The organism is Empedobacter sp. 225-1, assembly GCF_030328185.1.
In the GTDB taxonomy this organism is placed as follows: domain Bacteria; phylum Bacteroidota; class Bacteroidia; order Flavobacteriales; family Weeksellaceae; genus Empedobacter; species Empedobacter stercoris.
Map to the genome: position 1 here is coordinate 1 of NZ_JACALO010000002.1, position 15,952 is coordinate 15,952.

The 15,952-nt window shown below is 33.0% G+C and carries 17 protein-coding genes; 9 read left to right on the forward strand and 8 right to left on the reverse strand.

The genetic code is table 11. The features are described from left to right. The coding region (locus tag HX088_RS00690) for a DDE-type integrase/transposase/recombinase (RefSeq protein ID WP_286482967.1) at positions 1-504 on the forward strand (504 nt) is incomplete at its 5' end. Between the two features lie 59 nt (positions 505-563). Here HX088_RS00690 and HX088_RS00695 read toward each other — a convergent pair. From HX088_RS00695 to nusB, 6 genes are all read right to left on the reverse strand, one after another. After that, positions 564-1,259 (reverse strand): response regulator transcription factor, encoded by a 696-nt coding sequence (locus HX088_RS00695; protein ID WP_171623967.1) that lies wholly within the window; start codon positions 1,257-1,259, stop codon positions 564-566. Positions 1,260-1,263: 4 nt separating this feature from the next. Next, positions 1,264-2,814 (reverse strand): sensor histidine kinase, encoded by a 1,551-nt coding sequence (locus HX088_RS00700; RefSeq protein ID WP_286482968.1) that lies wholly within the window; start codon positions 2,812-2,814, stop codon positions 1,264-1,266. 68 nt (positions 2,815-2,882) lie between these two features. Further along, on the reverse strand, positions 2,883-3,494 hold the full coding sequence (gene coaE / locus HX088_RS00705) for a dephospho-CoA kinase (RefSeq protein ID WP_286482969.1): 612 nt from the start codon (positions 3,492-3,494) through the stop codon (positions 2,883-2,885). A 70-nt stretch (positions 3,495-3,564) separates the two neighbouring features. After that, a complete protein-coding gene (yajC, locus tag HX088_RS00710) occupies positions 3,565-3,921 on the reverse strand; it encodes a preprotein translocase subunit YajC (protein ID WP_171623970.1) in 357 nt (118 codons plus the stop codon). Between the two features lie 24 nt (positions 3,922-3,945). Further along, positions 3,946-4,437 (reverse strand): DUF1573 domain-containing protein, encoded by a 492-nt coding sequence (locus tag HX088_RS00715; RefSeq protein WP_171623971.1) that lies wholly within the window; start codon positions 4,435-4,437, stop codon positions 3,946-3,948. Between the two features lie 44 nt (positions 4,438-4,481). Then, positions 4,482-5,504 carry a transcription antitermination factor NusB gene (nusB, locus tag HX088_RS00720; protein WP_286482970.1) on the reverse strand — a complete coding sequence of 341 codons (1,023 nt, stop codon included), beginning with the start codon at positions 5,502-5,504 and terminating at the stop codon, positions 4,482-4,484. Here nusB and HX088_RS00725 point away from each other — a divergent pair. Both HX088_RS00725 and HX088_RS00730 read left to right on the forward strand, forming a co-directional pair. Further along, the gene (locus tag HX088_RS00725) at positions 5,495-7,252 is read left to right on the forward strand and encodes an ABC transporter ATP-binding protein (RefSeq protein WP_171623972.1); all 1,758 of its coding nucleotides are present in this window, start codon (positions 5,495-5,497) and stop codon (positions 7,250-7,252) included. The genes nusB and HX088_RS00725 overlap by 10 nt on opposite strands. 114 nt (positions 7,253-7,366) lie before the next feature. Continuing rightward, on the forward strand, positions 7,367-7,747 hold the full coding sequence (locus HX088_RS00730; protein ID WP_225541281.1) for a PUR family DNA/RNA-binding protein: 381 nt from the start codon (positions 7,367-7,369) through the stop codon (positions 7,745-7,747). A gap of 1,024 nt (positions 7,748-8,771) precedes the next feature. Here HX088_RS00730 and sucC read toward each other — a convergent pair. Then, complete coding sequence (sucC, locus tag HX088_RS00735) at positions 8,772-9,965, reverse strand: ADP-forming succinate--CoA ligase subunit beta (protein ID WP_284584190.1); 1,194 nt, start codon at positions 9,963-9,965, stop codon at positions 8,772-8,774. A 285-nt stretch (positions 9,966-10,250) separates the two neighbouring features. Here sucC and HX088_RS00740 point away from each other — a divergent pair, with 285 nt between their 5' ends. The 4 genes from HX088_RS00740 to HX088_RS00755 all read left to right on the forward strand — a co-directional run bounded on the left by HX088_RS00740 (position 10,251) and on the right by HX088_RS00755 (position 13,252). Next, entirely contained in the window at positions 10,251-10,925 is a 675-nt protein-coding gene (locus HX088_RS00740; RefSeq protein WP_171623116.1) for an ABC transporter ATP-binding protein, read from the forward strand. Continuing rightward, positions 10,925-11,689 (forward strand): TIGR02757 family protein, encoded by a 765-nt coding sequence (locus HX088_RS00745; RefSeq protein ID WP_171623117.1) that lies wholly within the window; start codon positions 10,925-10,927, stop codon positions 11,687-11,689. Before HX088_RS00740 ends, HX088_RS00745 begins: the two co-directional genes overlap by 1 nt. Before the next feature lie 221 nt (positions 11,690-11,910). Next, complete coding sequence (locus tag HX088_RS00750) at positions 11,911-12,498, forward strand: helix-turn-helix domain-containing protein (protein ID WP_286482971.1); 588 nt, start codon at positions 11,911-11,913, stop codon at positions 12,496-12,498. A 103-nt stretch (positions 12,499-12,601) separates the two neighbouring features. Further along, positions 12,602-13,252: an alpha/beta hydrolase gene (locus tag HX088_RS00755; protein ID WP_286482972.1), complete on the forward strand. Its 651-nt coding sequence runs from the start codon at positions 12,602-12,604 to the stop codon at positions 13,250-13,252. On the opposite strand, the gene HX088_RS00760 is transcribed toward HX088_RS00755, so the two are convergent. After that, positions 13,249-13,773, reverse strand: coding sequence for a DUF8465 domain-containing protein (locus tag HX088_RS00760; RefSeq protein WP_286482973.1), 525 nt, complete (start codon positions 13,771-13,773; stop codon positions 13,249-13,251). The two genes, HX088_RS00755 and HX088_RS00760, sit on opposite strands and share 4 nt — an antisense overlap. Positions 13,774-13,868: 95 nt before the next feature. On the opposite strand from HX088_RS00760, the gene HX088_RS00765 reads away from it, so the two are divergent. Beyond that, on the forward strand, positions 13,869-15,053 hold the full coding sequence (locus HX088_RS00765) for a glycosyltransferase (RefSeq protein ID WP_286482974.1): 1,185 nt from the start codon (positions 13,869-13,871) through the stop codon (positions 15,051-15,053). Continuing rightward, positions 15,040-15,951, forward strand: a complete 912-nt coding sequence (locus tag HX088_RS00770) for a glycosyltransferase family 2 protein (RefSeq protein WP_286482975.1) — start codon at positions 15,040-15,042, stop codon at positions 15,949-15,951. Before HX088_RS00765 ends, HX088_RS00770 begins: the two co-directional genes overlap by 14 nt. Position 15,952: the final 1 nt, after the last annotated feature.

Below are 15,952 nucleotides of genomic sequence, written 5' to 3' on the forward strand. Positions count from 1 at the left end.
TACTTGGGAAACAGAGAAAACCCAGCCTATTTAAGCTTGATAACCGATGCTTATTCTAAGAAAATCGTAGGCTTTGACGTGTCGGATTCTTTGGCTACAGCATCTTGTTTAAATGCTCTAAAAATGGCATTGAAAAAAGAAAACCCGAAGAGTCTTATTCATCACTCAGACAGAGGATTACAATATTGTTCCGATGATTATCAAAAGTTATTAAAAAAGCATAAAATACGTTGTAGTATGACACAAGAATCAGATCCTTATGAGAATGCCATAGCCGAAAGAATTAATGGAATTTTAAAACAAGAGTATGATATTGATAAATTTAATGTAGATTTGAATACAAGAAAGATTTTGGTCAAACAAACCGTAGAGATTTATAATGAGTTCAGACCACACTTGTCAAACCATTATTTAACGCCGATGCAAATGCACCAACAACAAGAATTAATACCAAAATCGTACAAAAAGAAAAACAGTACAAATACGAATATATGTACTGTTTAAAATAAAATTTTATTGGTCTAATCCTGTATCATTTTTTCAGGACGTTACATGATGATGGATTATTCTTGTACCAATAATCTGAATCCTTCGCCGTGAATATTCACGATTTCTACTGCAGGATCTTTCTTTAAATACTTACGTAGTTTTGCGATGTAAACATCCATTGAACGTGATGTAAAATAGTTGTCATCGTGCCAAATGCGTGTTAAGGCAATTTCACGTGGCATTAAATCGTTTTTATATACAGCCAATAAACGTAACAATTCGTTTTCTTTTGGAGATAATTTCTGAGACTTACCATCGTAAATTAATTGTCTCAATTTTGCATTGAACGTGAATTTACCAATTTTGAAATCTTCTTGTTCAAATTTTTCTTCTTCACCCGAATTACGTTGTAAAACAGCTTTTATTTTGTACAATAAAACTTCCGAATCAAATGGTTTTAAGACGTAATCGTCTGCTCCAATTTTGTAGCCATTCAACACGTCTTCACGCATATTTTTGGCTGTTAAAAATATAATTGGTTGTTCGCTTTTTAGTTCTTTGATCTCTTTTCCTAATGTAAAACCATCTTTTTTTGGCATCATCACATCAAGGATGCATAGATCGTAATCACTTTCTTTAAATTTGGCAAGACCATCTTCACCATCGATTGCGTGCGTAACGTCAAAATCGTTTATAACCAAATAATCCTTTAAGACGCTTCCAAAGCTTGGATCATCTTCTACTAAAAGTAATCGTTGTTTATCACTCATTGATCTATGATTTTAGAGGGATTTTAATGAAAAAAGTACTTCCTTTTCCTGCAGCACTTTCTGCCCAAACTTGTCCGCCATGCAGCTGAACAATTTTTTTGACATAAGCCAACCCAAGTCCATGACCTTTTACATTGTGTATATTTCCCGTTTCTTCTCTATAAAATTGTTCAAATATTTTTTTCAGAACGCTTTGCGGCATTCCCATTCCTTTATCAGAAATCTCAATTATAAAACTGTTGTCTTTATTGTATGTTTTTACGCGAATCTCTGGTGTGTTTGGAGAGTATTTTCGAGCATTATCCAATACATTAATCACGATATTCTCTAAATGGAACGGATCTCCGTTGACAAAAGACTGTTCTGCATTGTATTCTTCAAATATTGTACCATTTCTTTCTTCTACAATAAATCTTATTGGCTCAATACTTTTTTGCACGACTCCGTTCAAGTTGACTTCCTGAAAGTTCATATCCATTTGATTTCGATCTAACTTCGACATACGTAATACCATCTCAACATGAGCATTCATCCGTTTGTTTTCTTGTTTAATCAAATCGGCATAATATTTCACCTTTTCGGGGTCTGTATATATTTTTTCGTTTCTCAAGGCGTCAGAGGCAATATTAATGGTTGCAATAGGCGTCTTGAATTCGTGTGTCATGTTGTTGATGAAATCAGTTTTGATATCCGAACTCTTGCGTTGCAACTGCATATAATAGATCGATAAGGAGAAAACCGTTATGATGATCATGGTTAAGATAAAAGTCAACGAAACAACCGGTACTGTTGGCGCAACAATGGCTAATTTTCGATTGACAAAATTGGCAGCCAAATAATATTCGATATGGTCTTTTCGATCCAAAAATAAAGGAACCATAAATTCGATCTTGTTGCGATCAAAATCAGCTGATTTGACATTGGTTTCAGTTGAATCTTTCTTTAAAACGGCTAAGATCGGAATGGCTTGATTGATTCCTCTGTTGCGTAATTCATTTTTTAGAATAGAATCCAACATTTTATAGTTAACGCGTTTGTCAATAGGCGTTGTTCCCGCATCCCAACGTGCAGCGCTTTCTAAGGTAAACGTTCCGTCTTGTAAAGCGTTTTCGAAATTCAAGTTTAGATTCGAAATTCCTGAAGAAGCTGAATCTTTGTCTATTTTAATGACACGTTCTTGTGAATAGATATTTGCTTTTGTTAAACTATCATTGTATTGACCAGAAGGCAACATCGATTTTTCGACCACATAACGTGTGACATAGGCATAAGTGACACCCAAAGAATCTTTGATGACTCTATTTGTCACGACTTGTGGTTTATCTTTACTTGATTTTAAATCAGATTCTATCGTACTAAATTTCTTGTAGTACTTATCTAATTCAACCTTATTTATTTTTTCAGTCGTGTAATTCATCGCTTGGTACACGTTGTTGTTAAAACTTTCTGTACCGTTCTGAATGGTTAAGTTCAACCAATAGAATTGAATAATAATCAATCCTATAAGCGCAACACTCATGATAACGATTAAGATTTTATAAAATCCTTTTTTCATCTATATGTTTATTGAATGATTAAAAATAGTTTAATCTTTTCTAATTTTTTCTAATTTATGCGAGATTGTTAGTGTGAAGCCATCTTTTTTTTGATGTTCATCAAGGCTTGTTCAACTTCATTTTTGAGGTGAGCAAGATCGCTATTGTTATCAATGATCACATCTGATTTGGCTATTCGCTCTTCATCCGTAATTTGATGATTGATTCTCGCCAAAATATCTTCTCGTGTTAATCCATCTCTTTCCATCGTTCGTGCAATTCGCTTTTCTATGTCCACCATAACACTTATTACCATATCGCAATCTTTGTAGCTCCCACTTTCGATTAAGATCGCTGCTTCTTTCATTACGATAGGTGTTTGTTGAGCAATTTTCCACGCTTCAAAATCTTTGAAAACAGCTGGATGAACAATTGAATTTAAAACTTTCAATTTTTCATTGTCTTGAAAAACTTGTTTGGATAGATAGGCTTTGTTCAATCTATTCTCATCATAAGCTTCTTCACCAAAAGCAGCAATGATTTTCGCTTTTACTTCAGTATTTTCGTTCTGAATAAGTTTTGCTCTTGTGTCAGAATTATACACTGGAATGCCCAATTCCTCAAAGAATTTTGCTGCGGTACTCTTTCCAGAGCCTATTCCGCCTGTGATTCCTACTACAAAAGGGTGGTTGTTTTTCATAGTTTGAAGTTAAAAAAATGCCGAAGAATAATTCCTTCGGCAATCAGTTAAATATATGTTAACCTTGAACTTAGTTTTTTTCTTCTACTGCTTTTTCTACTTTCTCAACTTTTTCAGTCGATTTTGAATAACGAGCAGCAGTTAATTCACGAGAAATAGCAGCTTTTTCAAATTTAATTTTTCCAGCTCCAGTTTCAATGACAACAGCATCGTCGTGAATCTCGTTAATTTTTCCGTGAATACCAGAAGTTGTTACGACTAAATCTCCACGCTTGATGTCAGTTTGGAATTGTTTTTCTTGCTTTGCTTTCTTTTGTTGAGGACGAATCATGAAAAAATACATAATCACGAACATTCCTCCGAACATTAAAAGCATCGACATTCCTCCGCCTTGAGCACCTGCTTGTAAAAAGATTGTTTGAATCATTTTTAATTTTTAATGGTTTATTATTTATTGTCCAAATGCTTGTTGAGCATTTTGATCATTTGCAGTTGCTCCAATAACGTTTGCAGAAATGTCAAAATTTTCTTGTCCATTTACTGTGTTTGTTACTAAAGTAACTGTTTTTTGTTGTCTTCCGTTCATGTTACCCGCCGTATACACAACTTTGATAGAATCTGTAGCTCCTACTGCAATAGGCGTAGATGGGAACTCAGGAACTGTACATCCACAAGTCGCAGACGCATCACGAATAACTAATGGTGATTTACCGTCATTTTTGAACTTGATATATGTTTCTACTTTATTATTGGCCTGTACTTCTCCAAAATCATGGTTTGCTTCGGCTAATGTTAAAACTGGAGCAGTAGCAGGATCTACAACATTTTCAGCTTGTTGAGCTGTTTCTTCTGCTGTAAAGTTATCGCTTGCTTTTTTTTCTCCACAAGAGCTGATTGCGAATGATAGGGCGAATGCACCTAAAATAAATAATTTACTTTTCATATTTATAATTATTTGTCTCAGTCAAATTTAAGAAAAAATAAAGATTATAATAAACCTCTACCGTATTTTGGTAAATTATTATTGTCTTTTAACTCTTTTAGGGTTTTATCTAAGATTCCGTTAACAAAAACGCGTGATTTTTCTGTCGAATAATTTTTCGCTAATTCGACATATTCATTGATGGTTACTTTGGCAGGAATGTTAGGGAAGTACATAAATTCTGTCAACGCCATTTCCAAAATAATCAAATCGATTGTTGCTATACGTTCTAATTCCCAATTATCTGCTTTTTCGTCAATTATATTCTTCGTTTCCGATTGATGACGAACTGTTTTACGAAATAATTCTTCTGTAAACTTTTTGTCATCTACATCTTTGTACACTTTGAACAACGAAATCAATGGAGAACTATTTTGACGGAACGATTTAATCGTCGTATGAACCATTGCATTAGCAATGTGTACATCATCTGCCCAAGTAATTTGAATTCCTTCTAAGTAATCGTGCAAATCTTCGTATTCAGCAATCAATTCTACGAAAAAGTTCAAAATAAACTCTTTGTCTTCTTCGAAAGAACGGTTACCGCTATTCATGTACGTTTTGTACAATTCGCTTTCTGTTAAGTTTTTGTAGATGTTGTTTGGATAAGAATCATAAATATCCCAAAGTAAAAACTTGTTATCGTTCGAATAACGAGATAATTCAAGATTTTCTTCTAAAATTTTGAAAACTTTATTCTGAACAAATTTTAAATTTGGATTTAAATCTTCTTCGGTTGGAAAGTTTTTTGATTTTGCAAGATCTATTTTATGCTCTGCAATGTCCTTTTGAACTTTGATTAAATTTAGGATATAAATGTACAAATCATAGATTTGATCGATACTTCTCATCATATTTTTCTCGACCGTTCTTTCTTCGCCTTCCGTACCTAAACAATTGTAAGCATAGATATTCTGCATTACTTTTTCGCGTAGTTGTCTTCTTCCCAACATAATTTCAATGATATAACGTCTAATAAATTGATGCAAAGGTAAAAAAAAGAATGTAATTTTGTTTTGTGAAATCATTACAAAAGTTAAATAAATTTTTATGGAAGTATAAATGGAGGATTTTTTTAGGCTTCATTTTTACGATTTGTGCCAATTGGGTGCAAGTTTTTTCCGTGACATATATCAAAGAAGCAATCAATACGGTTGAAGAATTATTGCAAAATTTTAAACAAAACGGTACAGATAACCTCGAATTATTAAAAGAAGGGTTGATGTATGCCAGTTTGGCTTTTTTCTTTTTTAAAGTTTTAGGTGGGGCTTTAACGGTAGGAACGCGACAAATGATTATTGTGGCTTCTCGTTATATTGAGTTTGATTTGAAAAACGTGATTTATGATAAGTATCAAAAGTTATCCTTGTCATTTTACAAAAAGCACAAAACGGGAGATTTGATGAATCGCATTACAGAAGATGTCGCATTGGTACGTATGTATCTTGGGCCAGGGATTATGTACCCCGTTGATTTGGTTTCTCGTGTCATCATTATCGCGTATTTTATGTTGCAGATAGATAAAGAGTTAACGTTATATACCTTAGCGCCTTTGCCTATTTTATCGGTTTTGATATACAATGTTGCACGAAATATCAACAAAAAAAGTAAACGTGTGCAGGAACAACAATCTACGATATCTTCTTCTGTGCAAGATACTTTTGCTGGAATTCGTGTCATTAAATCATTTAATTCCGAAACATTTGTAAAATCTAAATACCAAGTAGAAGCAGACGAATACCAAAAACGCGCACTAAATTTGGCTCAAATTCAAGCAGCTTTTGGGCCATTGATGGTAGTTGTAGTTGGCGTAAGTAATTTGGTGATTTTATATTTAGGCGGGATAAAATATATCGAAGGAACGATGGATATTGGTTCTATCGCTCAGTTTTTTCTTTACTTAAATATGTTAATTTGGCCTTTTACTTCTCTTGGATGGATTACGATGGTGGTACAACGTGCAGAAGCATCAATGACACGTATTAATGAATTTTTGAATGCTGAAACAGATGTCAAGGAAAAACAATTGGTGAATCATCATGTACAAGGAACAATCGAGTTTAAACATGTTTCTTATGTGTACGAAAATACAGGAATCAAAGCCTTGGATAATGTTTCGTTCAAAATTAATAAAGGAGAAACGTTGGCAATTCTTGGAAAAACAGGATCGGGTAAATCGACCATCGCTTTATTAATTGCACGTTCTTTAGAACCGACTTCTGGTGAGATTTTAATTGATGGTAAAAATATTCATGATATCAATGTGGAGTCTATTCGAGAAGAAATTGGATATGTACCGCAAGAAGCATTTTTATTTTCGGACTCGTTGACCAATAATATTTTATTTGGTTCGGATGATGAAGATGAAAAAACAGCAGAAATTTTTGCCAAGAAAGCTGTTGTACATGATAATATTGATCGTTTCAAGGAACGTTATGATACTGTTGTTGGAGAACGTGGTGTTACACTTTCGGGAGGTCAGAAACAACGAGTTTCTATCGCTCGCGCATTGGTAAATGATCCAAAAATTTTAATTTTTGATGATAGTTTGTCAGCTGTAGATACCGAAACAGAAGAACAAATCTTGAATAATTTAGCTTCAGAAATTGAAGGTAAAACAACAATCATCATCACACATCGTGTTTCTTCGGCAAAGCGAGCAGATCAGATTTTAGTGTTAGAAGATGGTCGTGTTTTAGAGAATGGATCAAACAGCGAATTGTTAAATAAACAAGGTTATTATTACGATTTATACAATAAACAACTCTTGGATTAGGTTTTTAAGAGTAGAATCAATAAAAAAATAGAAAATATTTGCCTAAAATCTTGTTGTTTTCTTAATTTTTTTTAGATTTGTTATGAAACATTTAACAAAAACGCTATTAGACTTATGAATGATTTTGAAAACCAAGAAAAGGTGGATGCAGAAGGAGTCTTTTCCAAGGTATTAAGGGCAGGAAGAAGAACCTACTTTTTCGATGTCCGCGAAACAAGAGCAGGTGATTATTACTTGACGATTACAGAAAGTAAAAAAAATACACAAGAAGATGGGAATGTGTACTATAAAAAACATAAAATCTATTTGTATAAAGAAGACTTCGAGAGCTTTAAGGAGATGTTAGACGAAACAACAGATTTTGTTTTTGCTCAGAAAGGACAAGAAGTGATTTCGGAAAGACATCAAAAAGATTTTGATCCAAAAAATAAAATGGCAAGTAAAGATGATACACAAGTGGAGTCTTTTACGAATATCAATTTTGACGATATATAAGCCTATTTAAATGCGTAAAAAGGAAAACCTCCTCTCAATTATTGAGAGGAGGTTTTTTATATCTTTTTTTTTACATTGATTAATTTGTTGTTTTTCACTGTTTATCTAAAAAATGATAAAGATTTCTCGCTTCTTCAAAATGACATATTATATGGGATTCTGAAACGCGTTCAGAATGACAACAAATTTGAATATTGAAAAAGGTAGAAGAAAATGTCATATGATTTGGAGACGAGTGTCAAAAAGTTGAAATTAAAAGGAGAAGTTCTGTTTGAGCTTAGGTATATATGTTCATTTTTATTCATGATTTTTTTTATTGTTTTCAAATGAATTCATATGCCCTTCCGGGAAGTCTTGACACAAAAACGAACCAAAAAGGTCAAGACTTCAATTTTCGCCGATCAATTATCATTTTACTCACAAAAAGATTAAATGATTCGCATATGCTCACTAATCTTTTTCACCTTCGTTTCAATGGATTGAAGCTCGTCTACAAATCGTATGTCTGGTCTAAAATTCGTTGTTAAAAGTGATTGAATGAGCTTGGGATTCTTTGGCAAGTTCAGAATGAGAACGAATTCGAATGTTTAAATAGGAATTAAAAAAATCCGACGATTTAGAATCGAATTGTAATTCAACTCTAAATTATTGAAATTAAAAAGTTGGAGTGTTTGAGAGAAGCGAGTTGCCAACTTTAAGAAAATAATTTAGTTAGTTGAATTACCTGAGCCATACCATGGCTCCTCCTTTTAATTTCAAATGTTTTTTGGATGAGCAAAAAATGAAAAAATGTTAATGATTTAAAACATTGAATGACTGAAACTAATTTTGTCCGTTGAAAATCAAAGACAAGAGTTTTTTGGTTACTTTTTTGCTCTTTTCCCCGAACGGCATATGAATACCAATAATTAAAATAGATAAGTCATGAATAAAAAAGTGTCAGTAAGAAAGAAAAGAAATTTAAAACGTAAAAAACTCCCAAAGTTACCTTTGAGAGTTTTAGATATTGTGATTAAACTAAAGCTTAGTTTAATAATTCTTTTACTTTATCCGCTGCATCTTGTAAAGTGATTGCAGAGTGAACCTGTAATCCAGATTCGTCAATCATTTGTTTTGCAACTTCAGCATTTGTTCCTTGTAAACGAACAATGATCGGAACATTGATCGCGTCTCCCATGTTTTTGTACGCATCTAAGATACCTTGAGCAACACGGTCACAACGTACAATACCACCAAAGATGTTTACTAAGATTGCTTTTACGTTTTCGTCTTTTAAGATAATACGGAAAGCTTTCTCTACACGCTCGGCATCAGCAGTACCACCAACATCTAAGAAGTTAGCTGGGTTACCACCAGATAATTTGATGATATCCATAGTTGCCATTGCTAATCCAGCTCCATTCACCATACATCCTACGTTTCCGTCTAATTTCACGAAGTTTAATCCTGCTTCACCAGCTTCAACTTCTGTTACATCTTCTTCTCTTGTATCACGTAATGCTGCGATATCTGGATGACGGAATAATGAGTTGTCGTCGATAGTAACTTTCGCATCTACTGCGATAATTTGATCGTCAGATGTTTTAAGAACTGGGTTAATTTCGAACATAGAAGCATCAATTGCTACATATGCGTTATATAAAGCGGTGATAAATTTCACTCCTTCTTTGAATGCGTTTCCTGATAAACCTAAGTTAAAAGCAACTTTACGCGCTTGGAAACCTTGGATTCCTACAGTAGGATCAATTTCTTCTGTGAAAATTTTATCTGGAGTAGACTCTGCAACTTCCTCGATATCCATTCCACCTTCTGTAGAATACATAATCATATTTTTACCTGTTGCACGGTCTAATAATACAGATACATAATACTCTTCTGTTTGAGATTCACCAGGATAATACACATCCTCTGCGATTAACACTTGATGTACTTTTTTCCCTTCGGCAGAAGTTTGAGGTGTAATTAATTGCATTCCGATAATATCGTTTGCTCTTTCTTTCACCTCGTCCAAGTTTTTAGCAAGTTTTACTCCGCCTCCTTTTCCACGACCACCTGCGTGAATTTGAGCTTTTACAACATGCCAACCTGTACCTGTTTGTTCAGTTAATGCTTTAGCAGCTTCTACAGCTTCCTCTGGTGTAGTAGCAACGATACCACGTTGTACTTTTACACCATATTTACTAAGGATTTCTTTACCTTGATATTCGTGAAGATTCATTTTTTTTGATTTTTCAATTACAAAAATAAAAATATTGTTGATGTATTCTAAATTTTGCCATATTAATTTTATCAGCTTCTACGAAAAAAGCAATTAAAATTAGTTATATGCATGGTACAAGATACAACTATTCATGATATAACAAGTCAAAACAAATGGGATATGATTTTTTAATCGTATTTTGTACACTAATAAAATCTTTCATAAAAGTAGAATGAAAATTTAAGCTAAAAAAACTTAGAACTTCTGATTTAAGACTTAACACATAATTTATATCTTTACCTCATGATAAAAGCAGAAAATATTGTCAAAAAGTTTGGTGAATTAGAAGTGCTAAAAAATGTTTCTTTATCCATTGCAGAAAAAGAAATCGTTTCGATCGTAGGAGCTTCTGGAGCTGGTAAAACGACTTTACTTCAGATTTTGGGAACGCTTGAAAAAAGTTCTGAACCAAAGAAATATAATACGTCTATTCAAATTGCGGGACAAGATGTCACCAAGTTAAATGATCGTGATTTATCAAAATTTCGAAACGAAAATATTGGATTCATCTTTCAGTTTCATCAATTGCTGCCCGAATTTAATGCCATAGAAAATATTTGTATTCCAGCTTTTATCAAAAAAACTAAAAAAGCGGATGCCGAACAACGTGCCAAAGAATTGATGTCGTATTTAGGATTGTCGCATCGTTTGACGCATAAACCGAATCAATTGTCGGGTGGAGAGCAACAACGTGTGGCTGTTGCGCGTGCATTAATCAATCAACCAAAGATTGTTTTTGCAGATGAACCTTCAGGAAATTTAGATTCTAAAAATGCAGAAGAGTTACACGATTTATTTTTCAAATTGAGAGATGAGTTTGGACAAACCTTCGTGATTGTGACGCATAATGAAGAGTTGGCGAATATGTGCGATCGAAAATTGGTGATGGCAGACGGAATGTTTCAAACAGAATTATAATGAATAAAAAAGAACTGAAAGATTTTTTAGACGAAAAAGTTCTTCAGTACAATACGTTAGATTTTATCGATTCTGATCCTGTTCAGATTCCACATCGGTTTTCTGTAAAAGAAGATATCGAGATTGCAGGGTTTTTGGCTGCTACAATTGCGTGGGGTAATCGTAAAATGATTATCAATAATGCCAATAAAATGATGCAGTTAATGGGAAATTCGCCTTATGACTTTGTGATGAATTTCTCTGAAAATGATTTAGAAAATTTAGATGGGTTTGTACATAGAACATTCAATAGCGATGATTTGAAATTTTTTATACAATCGCTTCGCAATATTTATCAGCATCACGGAGGGTTGGAGCAGGTTTTTGCGAAACATCAAACTTCAGACTCTATGCAAGTCGCGATATCGCATTTCAAACAAACTTTTTTTGAAATTGAACATTTACCTCGTACAACTAAACATATTTCAGATCCATTGAATAATTCTGCTGCAAAACGCATTAACATGTATTTACGATGGATGGTGAGAGCAGATAAACAAGGGGTAGATTTGGGAATATGGAAATCGATTCCAACCGCTGTACTTTCTTGTCCATTGGATGTGCATTCAGGAAATGTAGCGCGAAAACTGGGGGTGTTGACTCGAAAGCAAAATGATGCAAAAGCCTTGAAAGAATTAGATGGCAAACTTCGTGAAATGGATGCAAATGATCCTGTGAAATACGATTTTGCTCTATTTGGATTGGGTGTTTTTGAAGGCTTTTAATCGTTAAAATATCATAAAGTAAATTAGCATATTTCAAGATTTTGATTGGTGTTTGTAAATAAAACATTGATTTTAAATTTTAGACCCGTTGTGCATTTTGTTTATTTTAATTTAAAATACACAACTGATATTTTAAGATTAATTTTTATCTCGTTTAACATTCATTTTCGTTCAGATGGTTTATTTTAGAGGAACCTAATTTAATTGATAAATAAGAGTAAATGGTAAAGGTACTTGTAGGAGAGGAATTTAAAGAAGTTAATTTAAAAGGAAACTTGCGAAATAGATATGTTATTTCAAATTTTGGACGCTTGGTAAGTTTTCAAGAGGGGATAGAAATAGATGGTCGATTATTGAAAGGAAGTTATATCAACGGTTATCGAATTTTGCGATACAGTTACAAAGATGAGTTAGGGAAGAAAAAGTATACTCAAAATTTAATCTATCATCTCGTTGCAGAAAAATTTTTACCACGACCAACAGAAGATCAAAAATATTTATTACACCTCGATTTTGTAAAAGACAATGACAATGTAACTAATTTGAAATGGGCAACATTAGAAGAATTTAGAGAACATTTTATGAGTAGTCCTTACTATGAAGAGGGAAAAGAAAAGTCTAAAAAGACGCGACAAATGATGGATGGTAATAAATTGACTACAACTGATGTTATTCGAATCAAGAAAATGTTAGCCAATCCTAATCGTAAAACAAGGTTACGAATTATAGCCAAACAATTTGGAATTAGTGAAATGCAGTTGTACCGAATAAAATCGGGTGAAAATTGGGGGCATATAAAAGTTGATTAATCAGATTAAATACAAGTGATTAGTTTAGAAAACGATAGTTGAATTATTTCGAGTATCGTTTTTTGTTTGATAAAATTGTATTTTTATCCAAAATAAAGTTGAAATGAAAGAATTAAATGGTATAAAATATATCGAGCGTTTACCTGCTGTTAAGTCGGATGCAACACCTTTGTTTGTCCTGATTCATGGTTATGGGAGTAATGAAGAAGATTTGTTTTCGTTTGCGCAAGATTTACCACCGCATGCACATATTGTAAGTGTTCGTGCAAGATATGATCTTGTTTATGGAGGTTATGCGTGGTATGATATTAATTTTGTGAACAACGAAAAATGGATGGATGAAGAGCAGGCAATAGAATCTCGAAATAAATTGGTTGAATTTATAGATACGATTGTTCAACAAGAAAATCTAGATGAAAAGAATGTAACCTTAATGGGCTTTAGTCAAGGTGCTATTTTGAGTTATGCCATTTCGTTGAATCATCCAGAAAAGATCAAGAATGTCGCGATTTTAAGTGGTTATCCAGAACATAAAATAATAGGTAAAATAGATGCATCTAACGATTTTTCGAACTTAAATTTCTTTGTTTCTCACGGAACAGATGACGTGGTTTTATCTATCGATTTGGGAAGAATGGGAGATGGATTTTTAAATGATTTGAACATCAAACACGAATACCATGAATACAGAAGTGGACATGGGATTGTTCCTCAAAATTATTTTGATTTGATGGATTGGATCAAAAGATTTTAAATAAATTTAACTTCTATGGCGTCGCCATGATATTCTTTAAATGAGGCGTCATAGAATTCGATATTGGTATAACGATACAATAATTCGGTGATTTCTTTTTTTAGAATTCCTTTTCCGTATCCATGAATCAAAATCAACCGAACTTGACTTTCGAACATTGCACGTTCTACTTCATTTCGTGCCACATCCAATTGTGTTTGTATGATTTCTGCATTGTTCAAATCTCGCCAATTGTCTACCAAATTTTCGATATGTAAATCAACTTCTCGCGTTAAATAGGGATGACGGTGCGATTTGCGAAATGTTTTGAATTTGGGTTTCGAAAATTCTTTGATTTCCTCATCACGGTATTCATCATAATCAATTTCAATCGCTTTGATAATTTCTTCTTGATGATATTCGTATTCAAAACCAAAGGCATCATTAAAGTAGACAAAATCACCTTTTAACTTGGTAATTGTCCCAGAAATATTATCATCTATCACTTTAACTTTCGTTCCAATCTTGAACATTTTCTTCATTTTCAGCAAAATTAAGAATTATTTTATGAGTTTTTAGATTGTTGTATTATTCAATTCAAAATCAATGTTGTATTTTTGACCATTAAACTAACCAAATGTCAAATCAACCTAAGAAAATAAAAGTACTTTTCAGGTTTCGTTCGTTAGAAATGGGTGGAGTTCCGAGAGTAGTTTTAGATTTATTGCGCAACTTGCCGAAAGATAAATTCGAATTCACATTGATGCTTAATTTATATCAAGGTGAATTGGTCAAAGAAATTCCAGCAGATTTAAAAGTAATTGTTGTAGAAAAAGGAAAAGAACAAATGAGTTCTAATTCTTTTGTTCAAAAAATGCAGCTGATTTGGCGCCGATTGAAATTAGAAGTCTATGATCGATTTCCTTCAATATTATATGCCTTAAAAGTTCCTGAAAAATACGATATCGAGGTTTCTCCAGGTTATGCAGAATTTGATATGGTATTGAATTCTCCAGATAAAAACTCGCGTAAAATAGGATGGTTTCATACAGATGTTGGTTACGATAAAGACCAAAAACGTGTGTTGAGTAGAATTGAAAAAATGAAACATTTTGATTTTATGATTTTTGGTTCAAAACAAACACGACAAGTGATTGATGATTTGTATCAAGTAAAGTATCCAAAATCTACCGTAATTTATAATGTGATAAAAGTAGATGAGGTTCTTAAAAAAGCTGAACTATTCGAGCATTCTTATGAAACAACGTTACCTGTATTTTCTTCAATGGGGCGCTTGCATCACCGCAAAGGCTATCATACATTGATGAAAGTTCATAAACGATTATTAGAGGATGGGTTTCATCATAAAATTGCAGTTATTGGAGGTGGTAATGAAATGGAAAATTTGAAGAATCAACAAAAGGAATTAGCTGTTGAAAACTCGTTTTTATTATTGGATTCTCAGACCAACCCATATCCCTATATCAAAGCATCCGATTATTTTATTTTACCTACACAATCAGAGTCTTATCCGTTGGTGATAGGAGAGGTGATGTGTATGCGTAAGCCCATTATATCAACAAATGTTGGTGGAATAGCGGAGATGATTGAGGATGGAGTTGATGGAGTTTTGATTCAATATGATGAAGATGAAATGTATCAAGCAATGAAATCATTTTTGACTAACCCAGAGTTGGTGAATAAAATTATACAAGGCACATCTACAGCATCTACTAAATTTGATGAAAATGAAATTTATCGTCAAATAACTGAGGTTTTTGAACAACAATATCAATTAAAATTAGCAAATGAACGAGGTTAAAATAACGATTATTACACCTTCGTATAATCGTGCGCATACATTGCCTCGTGTGTATGATTCGTTGAAAAATCAAACGTTCAAAGATTTCAAATGGATCATTATGGATGATGGGTCTACGGATAACACCAAAGAAATTGTTGAGCACTTCAAAACTGAAGGTTTAATAGATATAGAATATTTTTGGAACGAAAATCAACATAAGTTTATTACGGTTTTTGAAGGAATCAAGAAAGTAACTTCACCTTATTTTATGATTGTTGATTCGGACGACTCTTATCCCATAGATTCGTTACAACTATTATTTGATGAAGTTGAGCAAATTCAGAATCAAGAGGAGTTTATATCCGTGATGGGATTATCTCAGTTTGAAGACGGAAGAATAGTTGGTCACGAGTATCCAAATAATGGATTTGATGGATCTATTTTCGATATGCGTTACAAGCATAAAGTACGTGGTGATAAATTTGGGATTTTTATCACAAAGACTTATCAACAATTGTTGATAAACTTCGATTATTCAATTTATCAAGGGAAAGGCTACATTCCGCAAGCGGTATTCTTCAATACCTATGATGCAAATGGAGTGAAAACAAGGTTTGTGAATAAAGTTGTTCGTAACTATCATTTAGACAAAACAGATGAACATTCTGTTTCCAATACACGTTGGACAGGTAAAAATACATTTGGATTGATGGAAGGTTATAAATCATTCTTAAATTCTTATGGAACAAAACTATTTCATTATCCCAAAACTTTAATTCGTAATTTAGTTGGATACCAAATCTATGCGATGATTAATCATAGAAATCTTTCAGAAATAAACAAAGAATTGAAGCATTTCAACATGTTGTCTATCTTGATTTATCCGTTGTCATTCGTTTATTATAAATTAAAGTAAA

Excerpts from the sequence above, each read along its gene's own strand:
- HX088_RS00695 (WP_171623967.1), bottom strand. The coding sequence starts at position 1,259 with ATGAGTGATAAACAACGATTACTTTTAGTAGAAGATGATCCAAGCTTT.
- HX088_RS00700 (WP_286482968.1), bottom strand. The coding sequence starts at position 2,814 with ATGAAAAAAGGATTTTATAAAATCTTAATCGTTATCATGAGTGTTGCG.
- coaE (WP_286482969.1), bottom strand. The coding sequence starts at position 3,494 with ATGAAAAACAACCACCCTTTTGTAGTAGGAATCACAGGCGGAATAGGC.
- yajC (WP_171623970.1), bottom strand. The coding sequence starts at position 3,921 with ATGATTCAAACAATCTTTTTACAAGCAGGTGCTCAAGGCGGAGGAATG.
- HX088_RS00715 (WP_171623971.1), bottom strand. The coding sequence starts at position 4,437 with ATGAAAAGTAAATTATTTATTTTAGGTGCATTCGCCCTATCATTCGCA.
- nusB (WP_286482970.1), bottom strand. The coding sequence starts at position 5,504 with ATGATTTCACAAAACAAAATTACATTCTTTTTTTTACCTTTGCATCAA.
- HX088_RS00730 (WP_225541281.1), top strand. The coding sequence starts at position 7,367 with ATGAATGATTTTGAAAACCAAGAAAAGGTGGATGCAGAAGGAGTCTTT.
- sucC (WP_284584190.1), bottom strand. The coding sequence starts at position 9,965 with ATGAATCTTCACGAATATCAAGGTAAAGAAATCCTTAGTAAATATGGT.
- HX088_RS00740 (WP_171623116.1), top strand. The coding sequence starts at position 10,251 with ATGATAAAAGCAGAAAATATTGTCAAAAAGTTTGGTGAATTAGAAGTG.
- HX088_RS00745 (WP_171623117.1), top strand. The coding sequence starts at position 10,925 with ATGAATAAAAAAGAACTGAAAGATTTTTTAGACGAAAAAGTTCTTCAG.
- HX088_RS00750 (WP_286482971.1), top strand. The coding sequence starts at position 11,911 with ATGGTAAAGGTACTTGTAGGAGAGGAATTTAAAGAAGTTAATTTAAAA.
- HX088_RS00755 (WP_286482972.1), top strand. The coding sequence starts at position 12,602 with ATGAAAGAATTAAATGGTATAAAATATATCGAGCGTTTACCTGCTGTT.
- HX088_RS00760 (WP_286482973.1), bottom strand. The coding sequence starts at position 13,773 with ATGAAGAAAATGTTCAAGATTGGAACGAAAGTTAAAGTGATAGATGAT.
- HX088_RS00765 (WP_286482974.1), top strand. The coding sequence starts at position 13,869 with ATGTCAAATCAACCTAAGAAAATAAAAGTACTTTTCAGGTTTCGTTCG.
- HX088_RS00770 (WP_286482975.1), top strand. The coding sequence starts at position 15,040 with ATGAACGAGGTTAAAATAACGATTATTACACCTTCGTATAATCGTGCG.